The sequence below is a fragment of the Candidatus Erwinia haradaeae genome, from assembly GCF_900698965.1.
Taxonomy (GTDB): domain Bacteria; phylum Pseudomonadota; class Gammaproteobacteria; order Enterobacterales; family Enterobacteriaceae; genus Erwinia_E; species Erwinia_E haradaeae_A.
Genome location: NZ_LR217725.1, coordinates 544634 through 570700, shown reverse-complemented (window position 1 = coordinate 570700; position 26067 = coordinate 544634). Strand labels below are relative to the sequence as shown.

The 26067-nt window shown below is 33.6% G+C and carries 13 protein-coding genes; 8 read left to right on the top strand and 5 right to left on the bottom strand.

Annotated features, from left to right (window positions below; all coding sequences use genetic code 11):
- The first annotated feature begins 87 nt into the window (after window positions 1–87).
- Entirely contained in the window at window positions 88–675 is a 588-nt protein-coding gene (lpcA, locus tag CIPSTX3056_RS01835; RefSeq protein ID WP_072666259.1) for a D-sedoheptulose 7-phosphate isomerase, read from the top strand.
- A 668-nt stretch (window positions 676–1343) separates the two neighbouring features.
- The gene (gene acnB, locus CIPSTX3056_RS01830) at window positions 1344–3944 is read left to right on the top strand and encodes a bifunctional aconitate hydratase 2/2-methylisocitrate dehydratase (protein WP_072666258.1); all 2601 of its coding nucleotides are present in this window, start codon (window positions 1344–1346) and stop codon (window positions 3942–3944) included.
- Between the two features lie 1140 nt (window positions 3945–5084).
- Here the strand turns inward: acnB and queF are convergent.
- Together queF and bamD are read right to left on the bottom strand one after the other, a co-directional pair.
- Window positions 5085–5936, bottom strand: a complete 852-nt coding sequence (gene queF / locus CIPSTX3056_RS01825; protein ID WP_072666257.1) for an NADPH-dependent 7-cyano-7-deazaguanine reductase QueF — start codon at window positions 5934–5936, stop codon at window positions 5085–5087.
- A gap of 1159 nt (window positions 5937–7095) precedes the next feature.
- Window positions 7096–7827, bottom strand: a complete 732-nt coding sequence (gene bamD / locus CIPSTX3056_RS01820) for an outer membrane protein assembly factor BamD (protein WP_072666256.1) — start codon at window positions 7825–7827, stop codon at window positions 7096–7098.
- 132 nt (window positions 7828–7959) lie between these two features.
- Here bamD and rluD point away from each other — a divergent pair, with 132 nt between their 5' ends.
- On the top strand, window positions 7960–8925 hold the full coding sequence (gene rluD / locus CIPSTX3056_RS01815) for a 23S rRNA pseudouridine(1911/1915/1917) synthase RluD (protein ID WP_072666255.1): 966 nt from the start codon (window positions 7960–7962) through the stop codon (window positions 8923–8925).
- Between the two features lie 1527 nt (window positions 8926–10452).
- On the opposite strand, the gene fabA is transcribed toward rluD, so the two are convergent.
- From fabA to CIPSTX3056_RS01800, 3 genes are all read right to left on the bottom strand, one after another.
- The gene (gene fabA, locus CIPSTX3056_RS01810; protein ID WP_072666254.1) at window positions 10453–10971 is read right to left on the bottom strand and encodes a bifunctional 3-hydroxydecanoyl-ACP dehydratase/trans-2-decenoyl-ACP isomerase; all 519 of its coding nucleotides are present in this window, start codon (window positions 10969–10971) and stop codon (window positions 10453–10455) included.
- Between the two features lie 1073 nt (window positions 10972–12044).
- Window positions 12045–13814, bottom strand: coding sequence for an AAA family ATPase (locus CIPSTX3056_RS01805; protein WP_072666253.1), 1770 nt, complete (start codon window positions 13812–13814; stop codon window positions 12045–12047).
- A gap of 627 nt (window positions 13815–14441) precedes the next feature.
- Window positions 14442–14774, bottom strand: a complete 333-nt coding sequence (locus CIPSTX3056_RS01800; RefSeq protein ID WP_072666252.1) for a BolA/IbaG family iron-sulfur metabolism protein — start codon at window positions 14772–14774, stop codon at window positions 14442–14444.
- Window positions 14775–16276: 1502 nt separating this feature from the next.
- Here CIPSTX3056_RS01800 and recB point away from each other — a divergent pair.
- The 5 genes from recB (at window position 16277) to lipA (ending at window position 25415) form a co-directional block, all read left to right on the top strand.
- A complete protein-coding gene (gene recB / locus CIPSTX3056_RS01795) occupies window positions 16277–19822 on the top strand; it encodes an exodeoxyribonuclease V subunit beta (RefSeq protein WP_072666251.1) in 3546 nt (1181 codons plus the stop codon).
- A gap of 221 nt (window positions 19823–20043) precedes the next feature.
- Entirely contained in the window at window positions 20044–21711 is a 1668-nt protein-coding gene (gene glnS / locus CIPSTX3056_RS01790; protein ID WP_072666250.1) for a glutamine--tRNA ligase, read from the top strand.
- Window positions 21712–22797: 1086 nt separating this feature from the next.
- Window positions 22798–23061 (top strand): DUF493 family protein YbeD, encoded by a 264-nt coding sequence (gene ybeD / locus CIPSTX3056_RS01785; protein ID WP_072666249.1) that lies wholly within the window; start codon window positions 22798–22800, stop codon window positions 23059–23061.
- A gap of 121 nt (window positions 23062–23182) precedes the next feature.
- Entirely contained in the window at window positions 23183–23875 is a 693-nt protein-coding gene (gene lipB, locus CIPSTX3056_RS01780; protein ID WP_083595502.1) for a lipoyl(octanoyl) transferase LipB, read from the top strand.
- A 610-nt stretch (window positions 23876–24485) separates the two neighbouring features.
- Window positions 24486–25415 (top strand): lipoyl synthase, encoded by a 930-nt coding sequence (gene lipA, locus CIPSTX3056_RS01775; RefSeq protein WP_231939200.1) that lies wholly within the window; start codon window positions 24486–24488, stop codon window positions 25413–25415.
- The last annotated feature ends 652 nt before the right edge of the window (window positions 25416–26067 follow it).

Genomic DNA, 26067 nt, shown 5'->3' with positions numbered 1-26067 from the left:
GCTACACATCATTACAATATGACTCCCCTATCTGTGATGGTAGGTTGATTTTACTAAAGTTATTCCTTAACAAAAAAAGGGGGTTAGATGTATCAAGACACGATTCGCGCTGAACTACAGCAAGCATCAGAAACGTTGGATGCATTTCTTAGTCATCAAGAAAACATTACGGCAATTGAGTTGGCAGGGGTATTATTAGCTAATACTTTTAAATCTGGAGGTAAAGTCTTGTCTTGTGGTAATGGAGGATCACATTGCGATGCCATGCACTTTGCAGAAGAACTTACTGGTCGTTACCGCGAAAATCGCCCAGGATATCCAGCGATCTGTATTTCTGATGTTAGTCATTTTTCTTGCGTGAGTAATGATTTTGGTTACGATTATGTTTTTTCTCGCTATATTGAGGCTGTAGGAAAACCTGGGGATGTTTTAATGGGCATATCAACTTCAGGTACCTCAAGAAATATAATAAAAGCCGTGCAATGTGCTTATTTACAGGGCATGAAAGTTATTATGCTAACAGGTTATCAGGTTGGTAAAATAAATAGTATGGTGGATGTCGCTATCCGTGTTCCTCATATTGGTTATGCTGATCGTATCCAAGAAATCCATATAAAAGTTATTCACATTCTTATACTCCTAATTGAAAAAGAAATGACAAGAAAAACTCTGTAATGACCGTATAATAATCTCTGTATATTAAGAGATACTTAAGATAAGTAATATGATATACTACCAAAAGATATACAATGCATTTATTCTTCATGATCTTGCCTGATCATTCAGTCTGAAACAGATCATGATGAATGAAAATTTTAATGATTAACGTCTCATGTGGTATAAGGATTGAGTATCTATGCTAATTTAATATTTTTATATTAAAGGTTTAACAACCTTTATCATTAGCTGAAAATGGTATTTAGAGATAGTCAATCTCTATCGCAATTGAATATATAGTTGTATATATATATTCAATATGTGAAATATGTTGAATATATATTAGTAAGTTCTAATTACTTTATAGATAGATTATGATCTCAAGTTTTAACCGCTATTCTGCTGCCTGACTCATGTGCGATGAGTCATACGTTATCTAGAATTTTTTACTTTAAAATAAAGAAGATGTTTAGCTCATATTAATACTGTTGATAAAGCAAAGATCTCATATGATGATGAGATGCCATCACGTATTAAACACTACTATAAAGTCTTGTTATTCTGATATTTTTTGCTGAGGCATATCGTAAAATATTTAACCTGAAAGAATATACAGTCGTATGACTATACAATATGTATTAATAAAATATCTACCTCTAATACGCTAACTATCTAAGGAGAACATCGTGTTAGCAGAATACCGCAAGCATGTTACTGAACGTCAAACCCAAGGAATTCCGCCAAAAGCCTTAAGTGCGAATCAAGTAACTCAGTTAGTCAAGCTATTGCAAAAACCCCATTCAGAAGAACAAGAATTTCTACTTGATTTATTAATGCATTGGGTGCCACCAGGTGTTGATAAAGCATCATATATCAAAGCATCATTCTTGGATTCTATTATTAAAGGTCATATAACTGTCCCTCTTGTCACTCCAGAAAAAGCAGTAAAACTGCTAGGTACTATGCGAGGGGGTTATAACATTCACATTCTTTTAAAAGCACTGGATAATGATAGATTATCCCTGCTTGCCTCTGATGCTTTGTCGCATACGTTACTAATCTTTGATCATTTCAATGATGTAGAGGAAAAAGCAAAAAAGGGCAATATATATGCTAAAAAAGTTATGCATTCATGGGCGAACGCTGAGTGGTTTTTCGCGCGTCCAGCGTTAGCCAAAAAACTTACACTTACCGTATTTAAAGTAGCAGGTGAAAGTAATACTGATGATTTATCTCCTGCCACAGACGCGTGGTCTCGACCAGATATTCCATTACATGCGCTCACAATGTTAAAGCATCCTCGTAAAGGCATAAAACCAGATAAAGAGGGTTATATTGGTCCAATAACGCAAATTCAGACTCTAAGAAAAAAAGGTTTTCCTTTAGTTTATGCGGGTGATATAGTCGGTACAGGTTCATCACGAAAATCAGCTACAAACTCAGTACTGTGGTTTATAGGAGAGCGTATTCCCTATGTTCCCAATAAGAAAAGTGGTGGCGTGTGCCTTGGTGGTAGTATAGCTCCTATTTTCTTTAATACCATGGAAGACTCAGGCGCACTACCCATTGAAGTCGATGTAGAGCGTTTTACCATGGGAGATATAATTGATATCTACCCATATCAAGGTGAAATCCGAAGCCATCAAACTAATGAGGTATTAGCAAATTTTTCACTTAAAACTAAGGTTTTATTAGATGAGGTACGTGCTGGCGGCCGTATTGCACTTATTATTGGGCGCTCTTTAACTGAAAAAGCTCGAGTTGCTTTATCACTACCACCTACAGATGCCTTTGTAACGGTCAAGACGATTAAAGGCAGTCCATCTAACTTCTCTCTAGCACAAAAGATCGTAGGTCGTGCCTGTGGCGTTAAAGGCATGCATCCGGGAACCTATTGCGAACCAAAAATAACTTCCGTTGGCTCACAAGACACTACTGGCCCGATGACTAGAGATGAACTTCAAGATCTAGCATGCCTAAGATTTTCTGCGGATTTAGTCATGCAGTCGTTTTGCCATACTTCAGCTTACCCTAAGCCCATAGACATGCTCACTCATAACACGTTACCAAATTTTATAATGGATCGTGGTGGAATCTCTTTGCGCCCCGGAGATGGAATTATTCATAGCTGGCTAAATCGTATGCTATTACCGGATACTCTTGGTACTGGTGGTGATTCGCATACCCGATTTCCTATTGGTCTTTCTTTTCCAGCGGGTTCTGGTTTAGTGGCGTTTGCTGCCACTACTGGAATGATGCCACTAGATATGCCAGAGTCAGTATTAGTACAATTTACAGGAAAAATACAATCATCTATTACTCTACGTGATATCGTTCATTCCATTCCATTCTATGCTATTCAATCAGGATTATTGACTGTTGAAAAAAAAGGCAAAAAGAACATATTTTCTGGTCGAATCATGGAAATTGAAGGATTACCAGATCTCAAGGTAGAACAAGCATTTGAGTTCTCAGATGCGTCTGCTGAACGCTCTGCAGCAGGGTGCGTTGTTCAATTAAATCAAGAGTCAGTGATAGAATACCTAAACTCGAATATTGTACTATTACAATGGATGGCCCGTGAAGGTTACGGTAATACACGCACCATTAAACGTCGCATTAATCATATGAAAGAATGGTTAGAACATCCTCACCTTTTGGAAAGAGATGTAGATGCGTCATATGCAGAGACTCTCAATATTGATCTATCGAATATCATAGAACCGATTCTATGCGCCCCAAATGATCCAGATGATGCCTGCGTTTTATCTGATGTCGCAGGAACCCCTGTTGACGAAGTATTTATCGGTTCATGTATGACCAATATCGGTCATTTTCGTGCAGCTGGAAAATTGCTACAACATAGACCAAATGGTTCTATAAAAGCCCGTTTATGGGTAGCTCCACCTACAAAAATGGATGCGATGCAATTGACTCAAGAAGGTTATTATACTATTTTTAAAGATAGTGGTGCAAGAATGGAGATGCCGGGTTGTTCACTATGCATGGGTAACCAAGCTCGTGTATCCGATGGTGCTACAGTGGTTTCAACTTCTACACGAAATTTTCCCAATCGACTCGGTAATAACACAAAGGTTTTCCTTTCTTCTGTCGAACTTGCTACTATCTCAGCAATTTTAGGAAAATTACCTACTGTATCTGAGTACTATATATTTATGAAGGAAATCGCCTCCACTTCTATAGACACTTATCGCTATTTAAACTTTAATACAATAGCAGAATATACTGATAAAAGAAATACAGTAATTTTTCAGACACCAGCCTAAAAAAGCTCCTTTAACCGTTTACCATCAAAAGTACAGAATTTTTATGGTACAAAGTGTATGGTTATACAAAAATCAATATCAGCGATATGATCTCAATCATTCTATCACGTGTTATATTTTTGTATTGTACTGCTGCAGCCTTATTTGGTCTTCACAGAATAAGTAATACTAAAACAGAATAAAGAGTACTAAATATTAGCATTATTTATTCTTCGTTACTCTTTGTTTGGATTAAAATCCTGATTATCTCTGTTGAGTTATAATACAATATAATGAGTATATACGCATAAAATTTAGCTCTATAATCTAGGTTTACGGTTTTTCTTAGGAGTGTACGAATAATATATTGATTGCCTATGTTTATGGCTCTCTATGCGATGAGGATGTGTTCTATCCTAGAACCAACACACAGAGAGTGTCGCAATTAGAGGATGATTATTCTAACTGGGGTATTTTGTGTCGATATCTGTAGATCATGTGATCTATTTATCAGGAAAAAAGTGTGACATATAAGAGTATATGCTCTATGCTAGACTATGAATATATCCTGATATTTTATAATGCAGCATTATAAATATTCATATTATATCCGCCTATCATACTAATATATACAGTTTGGTACATATTAGACTCGACCAGCTGCAATTTACATTAAGTAAAATCTATTAGTTAATACTAGTGATAACATGAGATGTATTGTTCTGCATTACTAAAACGATACAATCTATACAGTACCACGCAATGTTCTAGTCCTTATATCTGCTGTTAAACGTAACATACAATGCAAGCTTTATCTGTCTCTGTTGCTATCGATCAGATAATCCACGAAAGTTTCGGTATTTTGGGAATACTCTGGACAAATTTCGTATGCTCTGTTAAGGAAAAACCACAATAAACCCTTTATCTAAAAACCAGCTATACATATTCATGTGTACCAGAGAGCGTTAAAAAATGTTAAGCTATACGATATACTTTATTAGTATTAATATACTAACCATAGATGGAGCATGATATTATGATACTATGATATAGTTTTAAGATAGTATTCTTAAAACAAACATTTATTGTTAAATTTTCAAAAGCATATTGTCAAAAGCACATACAAGAAGCCTTGCTAAGGATTACTAAGGATATAGTATGTTACTGTCGTACTAGACGAGTAAGGTATGGTACATACTCAGTATTACTGCGCCAGGGGTTAATATCTATTCCACCCCGTCGTGTATAACGAATATATACACTAAGCTTATTTGGTTTACAATACTTTAAAATATCATGAAAAATTCGCTCAGCACACTGTTCGTGAAACTCATAGTGTTTTCTATAAGAAATAAGGTAACGAAGCAAAGGTTCATGATAAATTCGAAACCCATGATAGCTAATCTGTATTGTGGCCCAGTCTGGTTGTTTAGTTATTAAACAGTTAGACTTAAGAAGGTGACTCACTAATTGCTCTTCGACAATATCCTGGGCAGTGCTATTTTTTAGGTAATGGGGATTAAGCTCGTAATTACTAATGCTAATATCTTGCTTATCAATGCATACGCCATTTAAATGACCAATAGTCTTATCCCTTGCATCTTCAAGTTGGAACAAGGTAACTCTAACAAACCCTATTGCATAATAATTTAAGTCATGCTCTATAGTCTTCTGAACTGCCTCTAAATTTGAAAATCGGGTTTGATTAAAACTATTCAGGTATAATTTTAAACTTTTAGATTCGATCAAATTCGTACTTCTGATATCTAACACCAGCTCCCCTATAGCTACCTGTGGTAGCCCTTTCTGATTAAGCCAAGATATTTCATATAATGTCCAAATATCTTCTCCGGTCAGCTTGATTTGATTCAAATCAAAACTGAGCAATTTACGGCTAAAGCTGCGTGGTACAGTTCTTAGAAGCAGAGGTTGATAAATATCATGATATTCTACAGGTTTTCCAAGAAGCTGGTCCGATAAGATTTTTTTATTGATATGGCTAGCCTTAGACATAATCGATTCCTGAGTATCATCCGTTTTATTGAAAATAAACTTCTATGATATTGTTAGTAACTGTTAAAACTTTTAGATATAAAATATGATATATTTATCATATAAATATTATTTTTATTGTAATCTATTATATTTATACTAATATAATACATAGTATGTTTTTAACGCGTCTCACATTAAAATAATATAAAAATATTCAGTCTTTTTTAGAATATTTCTTAACAAAGACTGTCGTGCTTCTTGGAAGAATAATAAACCTTTTAGTAATCCAGATAGTTTTGGTAAGTTCAACTTAAAATAGAAAAATAATATATTAACTTGTTTATATGTATCAGTGTAGTGATAAACTGATGGCTCAACACTAAAACTAAATAAATATATTTTAATGTTCAGTGGATGATGTTAAATTGATAATCGGTTAAATTGTGCTGTTCTCTCAAACACAAGAAGAATATATGTATGTTTTTATCAGACAATGATAAGTATTGAACTTTTTCTATCAATCGTATAGAAAAACTCTAAACGAATTTAACACACTTAAGCAATATTAATATATAGTATGCTTGATTTAATACATAAAACTAACAGGGTATGCTTTTAGGTGCTAATCAATCTAGTATCACCTAATAAATCATTTCATTTTTTTAAATAAACTGCTATTCTAGGCATTTTTATATTTAATGTTAACAACATATAACATAATATTATGTTATAATAACAAAGATAATATCCAAAATAAATTTACTTCTATACTATATAACAAGTATAACCGATATTCTTTATGTTATATGAACATAAAATATTTCTTCATCTATCCTGATTATATATATGATTGTAGATAGCCCACCATACTTATGGAAATGAATTTATCTTAACGAGTTTATATTCATAAAAATATAAAGAAGATACAGTTTATTATATTACTATATTTAGTAATATGACCATTGAGCTGTGCTTTATTGATCTCTCAGTATGTTTTTGAACAGGGCAGCGATCAGAGATCATTCGATATATACTGTCGACTAATAGTTGATAGCGATTTTAGTATGCTTGAACTAATCTCAAATACTTTATGCATGAGTCATATGTCATAGATTCTTTCTAAAATCTAATGTTTTATATTGTGTATGGTTTTGCTAAGAGTAAAACTACATGTTATTTAAATGGGATTAGCGGCAATGATTTTGGAGATACGATCTGCTTGCACATTTAAATGTAATTGACGGTAAGCATTTTTCATTAACTGTAGAGCTCGATGCGTTGCCTGAGCATCTGGGTAGTCTATGAGCATTTGGTTCACGCGGTTAACCACTGCTATATAAGCCCCGCGTTGCGTATAAAATTCAGCCACGGATAAGTCGTATTTTGCTTGACATTCTTTTAGAAAAATAAGACGTTTACGTGCATCAGCGGCATACTGGCTGTGCGGATAACTTCGCAGAATTTGCGAAAAACTATTAAATGCAGATACTCTATGGATTGGGTCGCGATCGGATCGATCAATACCAAAAAAAGTTTGTATCGGATTATTGTCTTTTTCCATGTATATTAAACCACGCATATACACGATATAATCAAGATTCGGGTGATCTGGGTATAGTCGTAAAAAGCAGTCAATAGTTTCTAATGCTAAAGAGAAATTATTATTCTTATAATATGCATAAACTAGGTCTAATTGAACCTGTTGGCAATATTGGCTGAATGGGTAGCTGGAATTAAAAGCTGTGAGCTGTGCAATAGCTTCCTTAAAATCTCCGTGCTCTAGTTTTTTTTCTGCACTTTCTAATGCAATGCTAGGCGACTGATTAGGTATTATGCCACTAGATCCACTACATGCATATAGCATTACGCTGCATAGTGTAGTAACTAAAAAATATTTTATACGCGTCATAAAGATTGTTTGATCCCTGAGTTTTGTGCAAAAGTGTCTCACTTAGTATTTAATAGTAGTTTAGTTATAGCTTAATATTAGCCGAAATTAACACGACATGATAGTCCAACATAAATTACAATACTCCTGTGTATGAAAAAACAAATAAAACTTAACGCAGTAGTCGCTACATTACAATTTGGTCAACGCTTAGATCAGGCGTTGAAAGAATTATTCCCAAAATATTCACGTTCTTGTTTAAAAACATGGATTCTTAAGCAATACGTTTCTGTTAACGGCATGATTGCTGATAAAGCTAAGAAAAAAGTATTCGGTGGCGAACTGATCAGCATTCATGCGGAAATCACAGACACAACCTGCTTAGCATCTAGAAAGATTAAATTAAATATTGTTTATGAAGATGCTGATATCCTTCTAATTAATAAACCTAGTCAATTAGTCGTGCATCCTGGTCCAGGTCATCATGATGATACCGTTATGAACGCCCTGCTGTACCATTTCCCAACCAGCGCTTGTATTCCTCGAGCAGGAATTGTACATCGTTTAGATAAGGATACAACCGGCCTTATGGTGATAGCAAAAACTATTCCTGCACAAAATAATCTTTTAGAGGCTTTACAAAAAAGAAAAATTACTCGTGAATATGAAGCAATAGTCACTGGTAGAATAATTATTGATGGCAAGGTAGATGCTCCAATAGGTCGTCATGTGACTAAACGTACCCATATGGCAGTCAATACCACGGGAAAACCTGCTCTAACTTATTATCATATTATAAAAAATTTTCGCAGCCATACCTGGCTGAAGTTGCGACTAGACACTGGTCGTACACATCAGATCCGTGTCCATATGTCGCATATCACTCATCCAATAGTAGGTGACCCCATCTATTCTCTGCGTCCTCGTCTACCAAAGGGATTTTCAGAAGATTTGATAACTACTTTATGCAGTTTTAACCGCCAGGCTCTTCATGCCACTATGTTACGGATGAGTCATCCTATCTCTGGTATTGCTATGGAATGGCATACAAAACTACCCCAAGATATGCTAGCATTGATTCACGCCATACGGATCGATACTGAAAATTTTCAACAATAACAGACTAATCAACTAATCATTTATTAAATTCACATTTACTATAGTTAGCTATCAAAATACAAATATATGGCAACACATGTACTATTGAATGCATGATACTCTGATATACATAACATAAATAGCACAGTATGTATCTTAGGAATCATTGCAAATGATTGATTATGTAACAATAATATGCTTATGACTATTGTTGATACTAAAAATAAAAATTTTTTCTACCTAATAGCATGATAAAGCAAGACGCCTCTGATACTAAGATACCTGATATTCCAAGAATTACATAATGTAATGCATGTAATACTATCATATTATCAAAAACTTACTGAGTAATGATAAGTATGGCATGACTCAGAAGTTTGAGTGATAAGTATAACAATGGAATGATGCTAGTGATAACAACCTTGTTCACCATTCATTGGGTCTAGATCTGCACTAACTTATATTAATTTGACCAAGCATTACTGAATGATGATATCAGCCATGTTTAATGCAATTAGACCAACTGTTCATAAGAGTTAATAAAGACTCTTAATGCCTAAGCGTTTGACTTGTATACAGGAATAACCTAAATATTTTGCTAGCTGCTATAGCTAAATACTCAGATATTTGATTACATCATCATGTACATGTATATGGAGCCTAACTGAATAAGAGTGCAGAACAACATGCAGTACTGCTATGTTTATGTTATCTAACATATAGTTATATTTTATTATCGACATTAATTTTACGCATAATATATATGTATATCACTTTGGTGTACTCAATGATAGCAAATACTGCCATGCTGTAATTGTATAAGAATATAATATAAAGATTTTACATACAGTGATGAAGTGATACACGTCATATCTCTCGATAGCCCATGAGATACATTATGATTATCAGAAGTGTATTACGCGTTAGGTTAGTATATTTTAGCCAATATTTGTATTTTACACAAAAACTAATGAGCGTTCCTTTATCGTAAACTAAGAGATTAGTTATTGGATTTCCTGAATACTGACAGAGTTTACTATCGATTAATATAAATATACTGTCGATGACAATCTCTAATAAACAATCAATCGTGATCACCATGTATCTCTATACGATAGAAATACAATCCTATAAATATAAATATGCAGAATAACCTATTCAATACTCATCCTTAGTGATATGAGAAGTAGTCATAATTTTTAAAAAAAGTATAAAAATATTCAATTTATTACAATTTATTATCTATAATAGATCTGGTGTAGGTGGTATTCAATACAAGCTTATGACTATACGACGAAATTGTTTTATAAACTAGATGGCAAAATTCTTAATCCGAATCTATACTATACAGTGAAAATATGTAATGACAAAAATCACAATCTACTATATAGCACTACTACTATGTAGTTCTAAACTATATCTAATCAACCCGCAATGTTTGTCTTACATACAATAATTATAGAAAAAATTAAGAATCACATGGCATTTGCGCAAAATTTTCTAAATTAACTATTATAGATATACTCCCTGTATCTATGCTCTGCTCTATTAGAAGGAGGACGAATCTTTAAAGAGCCCCACCTTTAAATCAGTAGCAGTATAAATAATTTCACCATCTACCATTACCTCACCATCTGCTACACCCATGATAAGCTTACGTTGAATAATGCGTTTAATATGAACAAGATAAGACACTTTTTTAGCGCTTGGTAAAATCTGTCCAGCAAATTTTACCGAACCAACACCTAGCGCACGACCTTTACCTTTTCCTCCTAGCCAACCAAGGTAAAAACCGACTAGTTGCCACATAGCATCTAGTCCTAAACAGCCTGGCATAACTGGATCACCAATAAAATGGCACGAAAAAAACCATAAATCCGGGTGAATATCCAATTCCGCTAAAACAAAACCTTTGTGATATTTTCCATCAACTTCTGTAACGCGCACTACACGATCCATCATTAACATGTTACCGGATGGTAACGGAGGGCCATCTATGCCAAAAAGCTCAGCACGCCCAGAGGCGATTAAATCTTCTTTTGTATAAAAAACAGATTGATTTAGCATATTCCATACACCTGATATTGGTTGATTGTATGTAGAAAATCTAAAGGTATATAGTTCATGCTGTGCTTAATAGTACTTATAACCTTAGATTGGCCCTAAAGTATAGATAGACTGAAATATATACAGGATATTTAGATATAACCTAAATGTGTATTTTTTATTTAATCATTCTTCTTTTAATACATATTATTCAGTATCATGTTAATAACTATTAATAGTAAATATTATCAATAAAAATTACTGTTTAGTATTACAGGTTATTCTGTATTAAACGTAAGGATATATATATCCTTATCAATTATTTTCTGCTATAAAATTTATATAAGAATCGATTGTTACAAGATAAATAATATAAGAATAGTTTATTTTAAGTGTCGCAGAATTAAAAATAAATAGTCTTAGGCGGTTTTATCGGCATCGAATACAAAATTTTATTTTTACCATAAACCATAAGTTAGCAATATTGACTTAGTATGTCATACTTTTTGATAGAAATTTTCTATATATTGTTTATTGTTTTTACTTTTACAGCAGTTTTTACTTTTACACCAAAATATGTCATCAAACATTTGAAATATATCCAAAGATATATATCTTCTCATCATCTGGTCAATTGTATTCAGATAGATGATCTTGAACGAGATAGCACTGCATGTATATTGTACTTTCAAACGCAAACGTATTATCGTGAAAATTTATTAGTTTTATCGTACTGTATGATGGAACCCAGAGTCTGTAAAACTTATACTTAATGCTATTAACAACCTTAATTATTAAATTAATTACTATCTATATTTGTAATATAGATAGTAAAAATATTGATAGGATAGTAGATGATGTTGTATTCTGAGGCAATAGAATAATAGACTTTATATGATAAGTCATTAGTCTAAAATAATCAATATTAGATTGATTATTGATCATAGTATCATTAAGGACTATGACATAAATATGTATTTTTAAAACCTTCATGATGTTTATGTTATTAGGGTTTTAAAATCTGTCTTTGGAGATAGATTTTTGACTCTCAACTTCACAAAATCAAATAGACATAACGCATCGCGCATAGCAAACTATATTGATCTTATCCAGTTAAACCAACGCAGTGATCCTATACGTCGACGAGTGTCCTGCAGAGTAATCTTTGTAATGCGCTCTTTAATAAAAGACAAAAGAGACGGCTCTGCTTCATTATCCCACGGTATACCAGTCAATATAAGCAAGGCTTCATCAACATTAGATATTGCCCATACGTAGAATGTACCATTTTTTATGGCCTGCATGACATCTTGATGTAATGCAAGATGACGAATATTGGTGGAGGGTATAATCACCCCTTGATGACCATCAAGGGTCCGTTGATTACAGATCTGAAAAAATCCTTCAATTTTTTCATTAATTCCACCTATAGATTGTACACTACCTAGCTGATCTATAGAACCTGTAACTGCAATCTGTTGATTAATTGGTTTTAACGCTAGTGCACTAATCAGCGCACAGAGCGCAGCGAGTGAAGAACTATCACCATCAATCTCTGAATATGATTGTTCAAAGACCAATGATGCAGAAAATGGCATATTCTGCTCTAGTTTTAATGTCGACATTAGCCAAGATTGCATAATCATGAGGCCTTTAGAGTGAATACTACCACCAAGATCTACCTTACGTTCGACATCAATGAACTCACCATCACCAGTATGGACTGTACAACTTATACGAACAGGGGTGCCATAAACGCATGGATGACCTGGAAATTCTATTACTGATAGGGCATTAATTTGTCCTATTACCTCACCTTTTGTGTCGATTTGGATCTGTTCCTGTTCAATATTATTTAGAATTTTTTCTGCTATCGATCCTTCCCGCCATGCGCGCGTTCGGATGGCCTTCCTAAGATTATCTCCATTCATTAACCCATCTTTAGAATACAATCGGGCTTCCTGTAAATGATAACTAATCCAGTCTAGATTTAATGGCAGACACCCTTGATCCCCAGTCCAGCGCGTACCCTCATGAATTAACTCTGACCAGAAATTATAATCAGCAGGGGGACACTCTAGAGCATTCGCAACACTTTGTACCCACATTTTCCAATTCATAAATGCTATATCATCTGATAATATAATTGTATCCTCAAATTCACTATATAAGGAGATTCTAGTTAATTCAAAATCTAGATTTTTAAAGTCTTCCAGAATCTCTCGCTCACCCATCAGTAGAAGACGAAAAGACATGGGCATGGGCGGGATATCTAGTGGTAGAGGTTGAGATGGATCATTAGAATACCATTCGTACTGTTTTCGAGTAAGTATTGTTTTTAAGCGAAACCACATTAATGGCTGTGCCAATAGAGCACGCAGAGACAGTATTAAACAACCACCATTAGCGTGGTGCACTAAACCTGGTGATAGGAAGACTTTATTTTTATATAAACGCACACAACCAAAAAGATTATCGTGCTCAATCCAGTCCGCCTGATGTACACCACCATAGGTAGCAAAATTATCCTGTATGGTTTTCGCTGGATACCAGCCGACTGTATGCTCAATGATTTCGTAACGACCACCATATAGTATTTTTACTTTATCTGTTGTTCTTTCCTGTATCGATAGAAGAATATTTTGTAAAAATGTAAAGTATATACTACTCTCGGGACTTTTAATTAACATAATCGGTACTGGCGCTATAGTTTTGAATAATAAGTCCAGTCCATTACAGAGACGTGCTTGTACGATACGAAAACAATCCGTATTCACTATTGGATATTCTAAGAATAGATGCTGAAATCGTTCTCTAGAAGTCTGCAGTATATGCCATTCTAATGGGTTTTTTCTCGAAGTCACTATATCATTCTAAATTAATATAACATGTTAGTTAACTAACTATGATCCTAAGAGCTTTGATGTTGTGCATATATTATCTCTTGACTTTACTACACTGATTTCATCTTACATCTTAAGAGTTCAACCATCTTAATGTAAGATAATACTATCTACTATATAAGATAATACTATCTACTGTTATAGTATAGAAAATTTTCTTTTATGTGTATGTCCTGATAAAAATAATCGATCGATAATTTTGATGCAGGACGTGTAAGCAATATTTTTCATAAATTTTGAAACTGGCATCCTGATATTTTTCATAAATTTTGAAACTGGCATCCTGATAGAGTACATCTACCTCTGCAATTAGAAATACATTATTCTGGATTAACGAATCTCATTCTAATGCTAATACGATGTATTATATTACAATAAGAGATAATACAAGTGTAAACATCTATATTATGATACTTTTTTATGTAAAAAACCATTACTGATTTCTTTAACTCAAGATTCTGGAATATTTTTACTTAAAATCAAACAGTAGCACTTTAAAAGTCATGATAATTGAAGTCTGTTTAGAACAGTCTTGTTTTTCCAGCTCACACTGCGAATGAAATTTATTAGATGTATATGATGTGCTAGTCATCTATTATTCAAGCTAATACAGCGTGGAGATTCTAATCTTACTCTTGAGTCGGTAACATGCCGGGCTGTGATCCATTCTGAATAAGAGTAAATCTTTAGAGACAATGAATAAACAGTACTTGCCATTTCTTTACACAGTACTCTGTAAATTGCACGATGTCTTTTCAGTGACTTTTGATCATTAAACATCTTACTCACCATGAATACTCTAAAGTGACTATCTACACCTATATATTTAGGATGATATCTGCTTTCATTATATACTTGCAGATGCTCAGGAGAAAATGCACTAAATAGCTTAGACTCTATAGTCTCACGGATATTATTCATGAATCCTCTTAATGAGCATAGAGCTCATACCAATCTTTATGTAAGTAAAATTTGACCTAATATTCAATAGAATCTCCAGAAATCAGCCATAATTTAATACAGAAAATCAATAAAACTATTTATGTTTTAATGTTTTGTATATAATTTATGCTAGCAGCAAGCTTTTTATTCCACTAGAAATTGACTTGCTTAAGCTTAACTATGAAAACATTCATGATGCTTCTTACTATTTTAGTATAACTTATGTATTTGTATTGAAATCTATGTAATAGTACTATATTACTACTTACTATGACTATTACTATTACTATTACGCGTATCATTAACGTGTTAGTTGCGACTCCTTTTTTGCTTGTGTTCTACTGTCAAACTAGTATTAAGATCGCTATTGGTGGTAACACATTGACCCCTGTATCTAGAATTTTCCGATAACAATCGAGTATATTTTAAGCAATAAAACAAGAACAACACTATAAATAATATTTATCTCATAGTCTAATACTAACATATTTTAGAATGTATTCATAGTATAGAAACACTATAAATAGTGTAGTAGGTTCTTAAAAAGCATTCAAGTTTTATTTAAATACTATTCATTATTACATCTATGATACTTTAGAGTTTTGTAATACAAATATATCTTTTAAGATATATAAATCTCTATTTTAATTAATTGCTCATAGCATCAAGTTAGAATTTAATAAAATTTATAGAAACCAAAATATTTTGTATTAATAATCTAGATGAGATATAATCCTATTAATGCAATATCTCATTATAGATCTCATTATAGGGCCTCAATTCTATATTTTGATATAAATTCTAAACAGAGATAGATACTGATCTAGGTAGATATATATTCTGAATATTTTTACTGTTTAGTTTTGAATCAATCATCCATATAATGTGTTGTTGATTATTAAAAAAGTATTTATATATTATTTTTCCTAATGCTAATAATTTAGCTAATAATTCTATCGAAAATGTTAATGAAATATTATTCATTGTATAACGTATATTACGTTAGTGATATATATATAAAGCATAAATATGTTCTATGAACTAGGTAAATCACTGTTTCTATTTATTCTTCTGATAAGTTTTAACCATACATAAATGTATTAATGTTTATTTACCTTCCATCGTTTAAAAAGTATGATATCATGTAAAATTTTTACTCATTCTTAAAATGAAAGTATCTTTCTTTAATACTGGATTATCATATTTTTATCAATCTAATACTCATATACTTATAGTTTTAATTATATGAATGGATACACGTCTGTTTTGATAAAAATAGAAAAATCTTTAAATGTATTGATACATGTAAACGCAAAATAATAGATCTATCTTTAAAAATTACAGTTAAATCAATGTTGAGACTTACTATCCTCTAGTGCTGAATAGCACTAGTATCTATTTTCAATATACACATAAAGAACAATACCAAAAAATAGGTATATCCTCGATATGTGCTATTACTTTAGCTAGGATTGATTCTCATGCAGAAAGTTTGTGCTAAATTGCAACCTCTAACATTACCTTTGAAAGGTGAAATAATCATTGAGGCTTCCGCAGGGACTGGCAAAACTTTTACAATTGGCTTGATCTATTTACGTCTGCTACTAGGTTTAGGACAACAGTCAGATTTTATACGACGGTTGTCAGTTGAGGAAATTTTAGTAGTAACTTTTACTGAAGCTTCTACAGCTGAGCTACGTACACGGATTCGTAGTAATATACATGAATTACGTATTGCTTGTATGCGCAGACACACCTCCAATCCAGTCCTAGCACAGTTAATCTCCAAGATAACAGATTTACCTCAAGCTATCTCAAATCTATTAATAGCTGAGCGTCACATGCATGCAGCAGCTATTTTTACTATACACGGGTTCTGTCAACGCATCTTACATATGAAAACTTTTGAGTCTGGTGTGCTTTTTAAGCAAGAATTGCTTATAGATGAAACCTCACTACAACGTCAAGCAACATTCGATTTCTGGAGAAGATATTGCTATCCATTACCCCACCAAATTGCTCGTATTGTACGACAGCTTTGGGTTGGGCCAGAACAGTTACTAGAAACATTATCACCATGGCTATACAGGGAGGAGATTCTGCTAAAAACAACCCATGACATTCATGAAAGTATCGAACAGCAGCATTCTAAAATCATAGAACGTATTAAACATATTAAACAGGCGTGGTTAAGCGCACCAAACATACAGGAATTACTTGAGAAATCTAGCATTAATCGCCGCAGTTATAATAGAAAAAATCTGCCATATTGGTTAGATAGTATCACAAAGTGGGCAAATACTGAGACAGTAGACTACTTTATAGTGAAATATCTAGCAAATTTTAGTCAAAGAGAATTACTGAATAACAGTGCACAGATGGAGCAACTGAATCATCCTATCTTTCAGCAGATCGACACCTTTCTTTCAAATCCCGTCTCCCTGCGTGGTTATCTTATAACCTTAGCGCTGAAGCAGATTCGATGCTCTATCAAAAAAGAAAAATCTTTACGTGCAAAAATCGGATTTCATGATCTTTTAACTCTACTGCATTCGTCATTACACAAACCAAATGGTACAATATTAGCCAAAGCTATTCAAAAGCATTACCCAGTAGCATTAATCGATGAATTTCAGGATACTGATATACAGCAATATCGTATTTTTCATGCTATATATCATAACACATCTTATAGCGCGCTATTATTAATAGGAGACCCCAAACAAGCAATTTATGCGTTTCGCGGCGCGGATGTATTTACCTATATGCGTGCACGCTCTGAAATTAGGACGCGTTATACATTAGAGACAAATTGGCGCTCATCTAAAGACATGGTTAATGCTGTTAACCTTTTATTTTTAAATCATGAGAATCCTTTTGTTTTTAGCGAAATACCATTTACGCATGTTAAATCGGCTACACCTAATGATAATTTACATTTTAGTTTAAACTCTAAGATACAACCTGCTATAAAATTTTGGCTACAACCAGGTAATACTATCAATGCCAGTGATTATCAAGAATTTATGGCACAACAGTGCGCTGCAGAAATTAGCCATTGGTTGCATGCAAGTAAACATCGTAAAGCTTTCTTAGGTTACATCGATAATCAACAGTCCGTGAGAGCCTCAGATATTACCATATTGGTACGCAGTCGCAGTGAAGCAGAAATAATGAGGCGAGCTCTATATAGACTAAATATTCCATCAGTATATCTTTCTAATCGAGATAGCATATTTTCTACATTAGAAGCACAAGAGATGCTATATCTTTTGCAGGCAATATTCAAACCAGATAAGAAATCCATTTTACTAAGTGATTTAGCAACAAGTCTTTTAGACATAGATTCAGAAACTCGTTGTTCGATTCAAAACCAGGAAGCAGCTTGGAATTCTTTAGTGAAGAGACTCATTGATTATCACAAGTGCTGGAAAAAACACGGGGTATTATCTATGCTTCGTAAGCTAATACAACAGGAGAAAATTTCTGAGAACCTATTAGAGTCTGTTAATAACACACGTCGCTTAACTAATCTAATACATTTAGGTGAAGTGTTACAGGAAGCCTCTTTGGGCTGTATAAATGAACAAGTTTTGATACGCTGGCTAACCACAAGGATTCAGAAACCGGATGGTAATATCCCTAGCCAACGCATTCGCCCGGAGAGTAGTGATAATTTAGTAAAAATTATCACAATCCATAAATCTAAAGGATTACAATATCCGTTAGTGTGGATACCATTTTTTTCTACCTTTCGCGAAGCACAGGATGCTGTGTATTATGATCATCAAACTTTTACTACCGTGCTTGACTTACAGAAAAACACTCACAATATGATCTTTGCTGATCAGGAACGGTTATCGGAAGATCTACGTTTATTATATGTAGCGCTTACACGCGCTATATTTCACTGTAGTGTTGGTATTGCGCCACTCTTTATAGGCTCACGTAAACAACCTAGCAAAAGCCATTGGCATCGTAGTGCATTGGGTTATTTGATCCAGAAGGGGCAGGTGATGGACGCTAGTAGTTTGCAATCTGCACTTCAGGCGTTCAATACGGAAACAACTACTGTTACTATTTCATTAGGACACAAGGGAAAGTTATGGCAGAATATTGATAATCATGCTATCGACGTCCAAAACTTCAATCATCAAACGCTAGCACCCCCTGTAAAAGATAATTGGAAAATTACAAGTTATTCAGATCTGCTGCAGAAAGGCAAAACTACTAGTATTAGTAATATAGATAAATTATTGCTCAAGAACCTTAGTATTCATTCAGCTGTAAACAAATCAAACACTAAGAGTAAGATACTCGAGTGTGAACAATACACCCAACATACTTTTCCAAGGGGCGCTAAATCAGGAGTCTTCCTTCATAAATTGCTATCAAGTATAGATTTTTGTGCACCATTGAGCATTACTTGGTTAGAGAGACAAATTCTTCATTATGGGTTAAGCCAGGAGTGGGTGCCAGTAATACATGGATGGATTCAGAATATTCTTCATGCTACTTTAAATGAAACCGGTGTGAGTTTATATAATATACCCATGAAGGACAGACAGGTGGAACTAAAATTTTGTTTACTGTTTTCGCAACCACTTACAACAGAAAGACTCAATAGGATTATGACACACGATCCGTTATCGGCAAGCTGCCCTCCACTTAGATTTGAACAGATTGAAGGTATGCTGGAAGGTTCAATTGATTTAGTATTTTTTTGGGAAGGTAAATATTATCTATTAGACTACAAATCTCATTGGTTCGGTGAGAGTATCAGCGATTATACCAAGAACAGGATAACTCAAGCAATGCGGGAGCACCGTTATGATTTACAATACCAATTATACACCTTGGCGCTACATCGATACTTACGTCATCGTTTGGTAGATTACCATTATCAGAAGCACTTTGGTGGAGTGATTTATCTTTTTTTACGTGGTGTCAATAAGTCAGACAATGATAACACCATCTACAATACTTTCCTAAATTCAGATTTTATTACCTCCATAGATCAGCTCTGACCCCTATAGAATAAAAATATCTACACAATTTACAGCAGGTTTTCTATTAAGAGAATCTCTTAATGCTATATTTCAATAAGTGCGATAATTAAGCTTAATGCTCACTATTACTGATATAGTAATCAGTAATCTTTAATACATGAATACTAACTGTAACTGTAACTACTATGCTTTGAATATGTTTCAAATAAAGTTTTATCAGTTTTACTGAGGATATTAAAATGAGTAAGATCTCAGGCTACCCAACTAACTTTATCCGTCAAATTATTAATAAAGATCTAGCACAGGGCATACATAAAATGGTGCGTACTCGCTTTCCACCAGAGCCTAATGGTTATTTGCATATTGGTCATGCAAAATCTATTTGTTTAAATTTTAGCATAGCTCAGGACTACCAGGGGGAATGTCACCTACGCTTTGATGATACCAATCCGGCAAAAGAAAATTTAGAATTTATTGAATCTATTAAGCGTGACATAACTTGGTTAGGATTTCAGTGGAATGGCAAAGTCCGGTATGCTTCGGATTATTTTGAAAAGCAATATCAATATGCTATTGAGCTCATTCAGAAAGGATTAGCATATGTTGATGAATTATCACCTACTTTAATTCGTGAGCATCGGGGAACCTTAACTTCACCGGGGAAAAATAGCCCATATCGTAATCGTAGTATATGTGATAATTTAAAATTATTTTCTAAAATGCGTAATGGTGAAATCGCTGAAAGTGCCGCCTGTTTACGTGCTAAAATTGATATGACGTCCAACTTTATTATTCTACGTGACCCAGTACTTTATCGTATAAAATTTAAAGAACATCACCAAACCGGAAGAAAGTGGTGTATATATCCAATGTATGATTTTGCCCACTGTATTTCTGATGCACTTGAAGGAATTACCCATTCACTATGTACTCTAGAGTTTCAAGATAATCGTCGTCTATATGACTGGATTTTGAATAATATTAGTATTACCGTGCATCCGCGACAGTATGAGTTTTCACGCCTCAATCTTAAATATGCCATCATGTCTAAAAGACATCTAAATCGTCTAGTGACTGAAAATATTGTAGAAGGATGGGATGATCCAAGAATGCTTACTATTTCCGGTATGCGTCGCAGAGGTTACACAGCAGCATCTATACGCGAATTTTGCCGTCGTATTGGCGTTACAAAACAAGAAAACATGATTAATATGGAAATGCTCGAAAGCTGTATTCGTGACGATTTAAATACTAATGCACCAAGAGTAATGGCTGTTATTAATCCAATTAAAGTGCTTATTAGAAATCTTCCACTGCATTATGAAGAAATGCTCAATATACCATATTACCCTCAAAAACATGAGCGTGGAACACGTGTAGTTCCGTTTACCAGAGAACTTTATATTGATGGTGCTGATTTCCAAGAAGAGAAAAATAAAGATTTTAAACGCCTAATTTTAGGACAAGAGGTGCGTTTACGTTATGCTTATGTGATTAAAGCAGAAGGCGTAGAAAGGGATGCCCAAGGTAATATTATTGTCTTGTATTGCTCCTGTGATATGAGCACTATGAAGAAAAATCCAAGTGATAGTCGTAAGATCAAAGGAGTGATTCATTGGGTGTCAGCAAAATATGCTCTTGCTGCAGAATTCCGTCTATATGATAGGCTATTTAATTCACCTAATCCGTTAGCAACAGAAGATTTTATCAAAGAATTAAACCCAAACTCACTAGTTATTAAAAAGGGCTTTATTGAACCCAGCATGCGATGTGCAAAAGCCTCCTTTCCTTACCAATTTGAACGAGAAGGGTATTTTTGTACTGATAATACACACTCCGTTGTAACTCATTTAGTATTTAATCGTATTGTTGGTTTGCGTAATGCTTGGCCAAAAATTGACGCATAATGTTTCTAGGTTATCATAACAGGTTTTAAGTCATGCAAGAGTTGTTTGCATACATCTTGTCAGATATTGAAATAATACTTCTGAACTCTAGATAAGATATTAGACTTATAGTAGTCCGTAGCACTGGTCAGTGCGAGTATGATTAGTAAGGGTACTAATACTGGAAGCTGGTATATAGTTAAAATTCATAAAAAGCATAATGTTTTAGATAGTAATCTTTTGGTAATACACTAGCGCTCAATACGGTTTTTTCAAAATAGTGTGTTTATACTTTTAAATAACATGGATCATATGATGTAATGATATAATCAATTTTGACATGTCCTGAAAAGAAGCGCTTCTACCTCTATGGTTTCTTTAAATTATGTCACAAATACTTCTTATTCCAACATCAAAACCAGCAAAAGCATACGCATTACCCACAGACCGCAAAATAATATTAAATGATTCTATATATATTATAAAGTCTATGCTCTCTATTGTCTTTATGAGCTGATCAGTATCATATACTGTACCTTCTTTGAGCGAAAGCATTAATGATACTATAGCCGAAATTAGTAAAATTAGTAAAATTAGTATAAAGATACAGGTTACTTACTAAATACAAAAGTATAGATTGTTAAATCTAAATGTAACAGGGTAGATTTTTCAGATCTCGATAAACTTGTCGAGAATACTTTATACTAATATTATACTAAATGATTATCAGATACATACATTACTTTATTACTTCATGCTACGTTATTCTGAAACAATCATAGATTAATACACTTGATAAGATATATTGTTATAATTGCACATAAAATATGTAAATAATACATATAGAACATGACACGCTCAAAGTAACTGATATCGATTCACTGGATATTTAACGACTGATATAGTGGTGCGCTTTAATCAAGTACGAGCAGGTTATTAGCTATAATTTAATAAAATTATTTATTACTCACTCACGGTATCATATGATCAGACCTACACAGATTACTCTAATCACTCCTAATATATCTAATAAAATAATCTATTTTTCACAATGTAAGTAATACAGTACTGATTTAGGATCCTTAACCTGATAGCATTGGAGTATCAATGAAAAGTAATCTTAAAAAATTTCTTAAGTTTCCTACATTATTTACTTATAAAATTATAGCTATATCAAGCCCTGGCTTAGTCGAAAAAATAGTTAAAATAGTGCAACTTTATATTCCTGGTGAATACAATCCAGTACTGAAAACTAGTGGAAAAGGAAAATATTCCTCAATCTCTATCACCATTACTGCAACTCACATTCAGCAGGTGGAAGCGCTATATGATATATTAGGTAGTATTGACAAAGTTTACATGGTCTTATAATTACTGATTTATGAAGTATCTCTGTTAATAGATTTTCCCTTGGAAGCTATAATCAGTATATATCTTATGGCAATAACATTTATTTAAGATAAGAATATCTAGTGCGGCATGTGGTATAGGAATGCATATTTTATCTCCAGACACGCTTATTATTCGAGCACTGGGTTTACATACCTGGGTATCTGTTGTAGACGCTATGCAGCAATTTACCCATCAGAGAAATCATATGACACCAGATGAAATCTGGCTAGTAGAGCACTTTCCAGTATTTACACAAGGCCAGACAGGCAAGAAAACACACCTCTTATTACCTAAAGACATTCCCCTTATGAAGAGTGATCGAGGTGGGAAGATTACTTACCACGGTCCAGGTCAACAAATGTTATATGTAATGATAAATCTAAAGCGACGGCGCATTGGAGTTCATCAATTAGTAGTCGCCCTCGAACAAACAGTAATCGAGACTTTGGCGGTATTTGCTGTACATGCATATATAAGACCTGGTGCACCAGGTGTATATATAGATGGAAAAAAAATATGCTCACTTGGATTACGTATACGCAATAGTTGCTCATATCATGGTTTAGCTTTTAACATTAATATGGATTTAACTCCTTTTCTCTATATTGACCCCTGTGGGGACCCTTTACTTGAGATGACACAGTTAAAACAGAAAAAACCTGAGATAACTATGTTAGAGGTTCAACCAATATTGATACGTAGTTTTATGCATCAGCTAGGCATTAATAGTATTACCTGGGATAAAGGTGGCGCTCTGCCTAAATATAATTCATTAGATTCAAATGATATTTGATATATTTTTTGCCTATATGTAGTAGGAACTGCAAAACAAAACAGAGCATCGTAATAATGAAATTAACTATCTTTCCTACAGATGGTGTTGTTTTATAACAACTTCGATCTTAAACCACATAAGCACTCTACCTCAATCGACTGTGCTAATCATGGCGGAATAATTATGTACTTTTCATAAAGCACAGCATGTTATACGTCATATATATTCTATATCTGTGCATGCATAAATGACTATCTATTACGAGTAATATCCCTTGATATTTGCAGGAAGCCATGATTACTATTTCTATTATTTTTCAAAGTAAAGCATACCACTATCTTGATAAGTCAGTATCAATTGAGACCTAGTACATATATATTGTATGTTATGTGTGTACTCAAAACCAAATTAGAGATATTCTAACACCCCAGTCAGTATTTCTTATTGATATGCCTAATATGATGTACGTTAAGTTTATTATCTTAATGCGGAAGACTGAAGAGAATTTTTCTTACAAAAAATTCTATTCTACCACTATTCAAACGATAGACCTAAAGCTATAATATAGTTAACTAATTGTGGACTATTCCTTATGATCAAGCATAGCCTAAAATATAACACTGCTCATATGTTAAAAACAGTGTCACTAAAGACTAATACAACCAACCGTATCAATATTTTACGTAAACCAGAATGGATTAAAATTAAATTGCCGGCTGACCTTGGTCATGTTCAGCGTATAAAGTCTACCATGCGTAAATACAATCTGTACTCTGTGTGTGAAGAAGCCTCTTGCCCTAATTTATCTGAATGTTTCAGCAACGGTACAGCTACTTTTATGATTTTAGGTGCAATATGTACTCGTCGTTGTCCATTTTGTGACGTGACGCACGGTCGTCCTATGCAACCAAATATTAAGGAGCCAGTGAATATAGCACAATGCCTTCAAGACATGAACTTGAGATACGTAGTAATAACGTCAGTAAACCGTGATGACCTACATGATGGAGGTGCCCAACATTTTTCGAACTGTATTAATGCTATTCGTAAAACCAATCCAGCTATAAAAATCGAAATTCTAGTCCCTGACTTTCGTAGATGCATGCACCGCGCGCTTGAGATTCTCAGTATAACACCCCCTAATGTATTTAATCATAATCTCGAAAATGTTCCGCGACTCTATCATCTGGTACGTCCTGGTGCAAATTACAAAAATTCATTGCAATTACTGAAAATGTTTAAAACATATCATCCAGAAATTCCCACTAAATCTGGGTTAATGGTTGGGTTAGGCGAAACTAACTCTGAGGTAGAAGAAGTTATGCATGATCTTAGGCATAATGGGGTTACCGTTTTAACTATTGGACAATACTTACAGCCCAGTCATCATCACTTGCCAGTGCAAAGATACGTCACTCCATCTGCATTTAATGACATGAAAACAATAGCCATGTCTATGGGGTTTACGCATGTTTCTTGTGGGCCCTTAGTCAGATCCTCCTACCATGCCGATATACAAATAAAAGAATTGAATATACATAACACTACTATAAATTGATTTTGCAAGTAGCATCCACTATAGATCATTATATAGAATCGTGAGATAGACTACACGCAATGACTTTTTAATTCAGCAATAGTAGTTACCATGGAGGAACCCGTAGTATATGGCATACATCTCAGTTCAGTCAGTGTATTATCAGTCGATGCCAATCAAAATATAGATCAAATCTGTACTGTATATAAAATATACATCATATATTTTATATACAGTACTAGAATGTTTATATATAAACATTCTTTATAAAAAGAAACTACATTCGATTCAGGCAGTAAAGTATTTTAAATAAATTTTCCAGGGGAAATTAATCATATAAAATCCTTGCAATTTTATTCTTATAAGTGATAGAATAAAAAAGTTGTATGATATGCTCCTGTTAATAACAGTTTTTTATCATAACTCAGGTTGTTTTAAATCATTATAATGGCGTTTACAATATTAAGTCATATAATATGTGTTTCTGTATATCCGCAAAAATATTTATAGATTCACTATATGTATAGTAAATTAAAATAATCAAAATAATTAAAATAATTACCCTATAAGGGATACAGCAAGAGATAAGAGAATAAAAGCATAAAATTCAAATAATATTTAACATTGAATATAAATGATCCTGTCATAGGGCAGAACGGGGAAATACAATGTA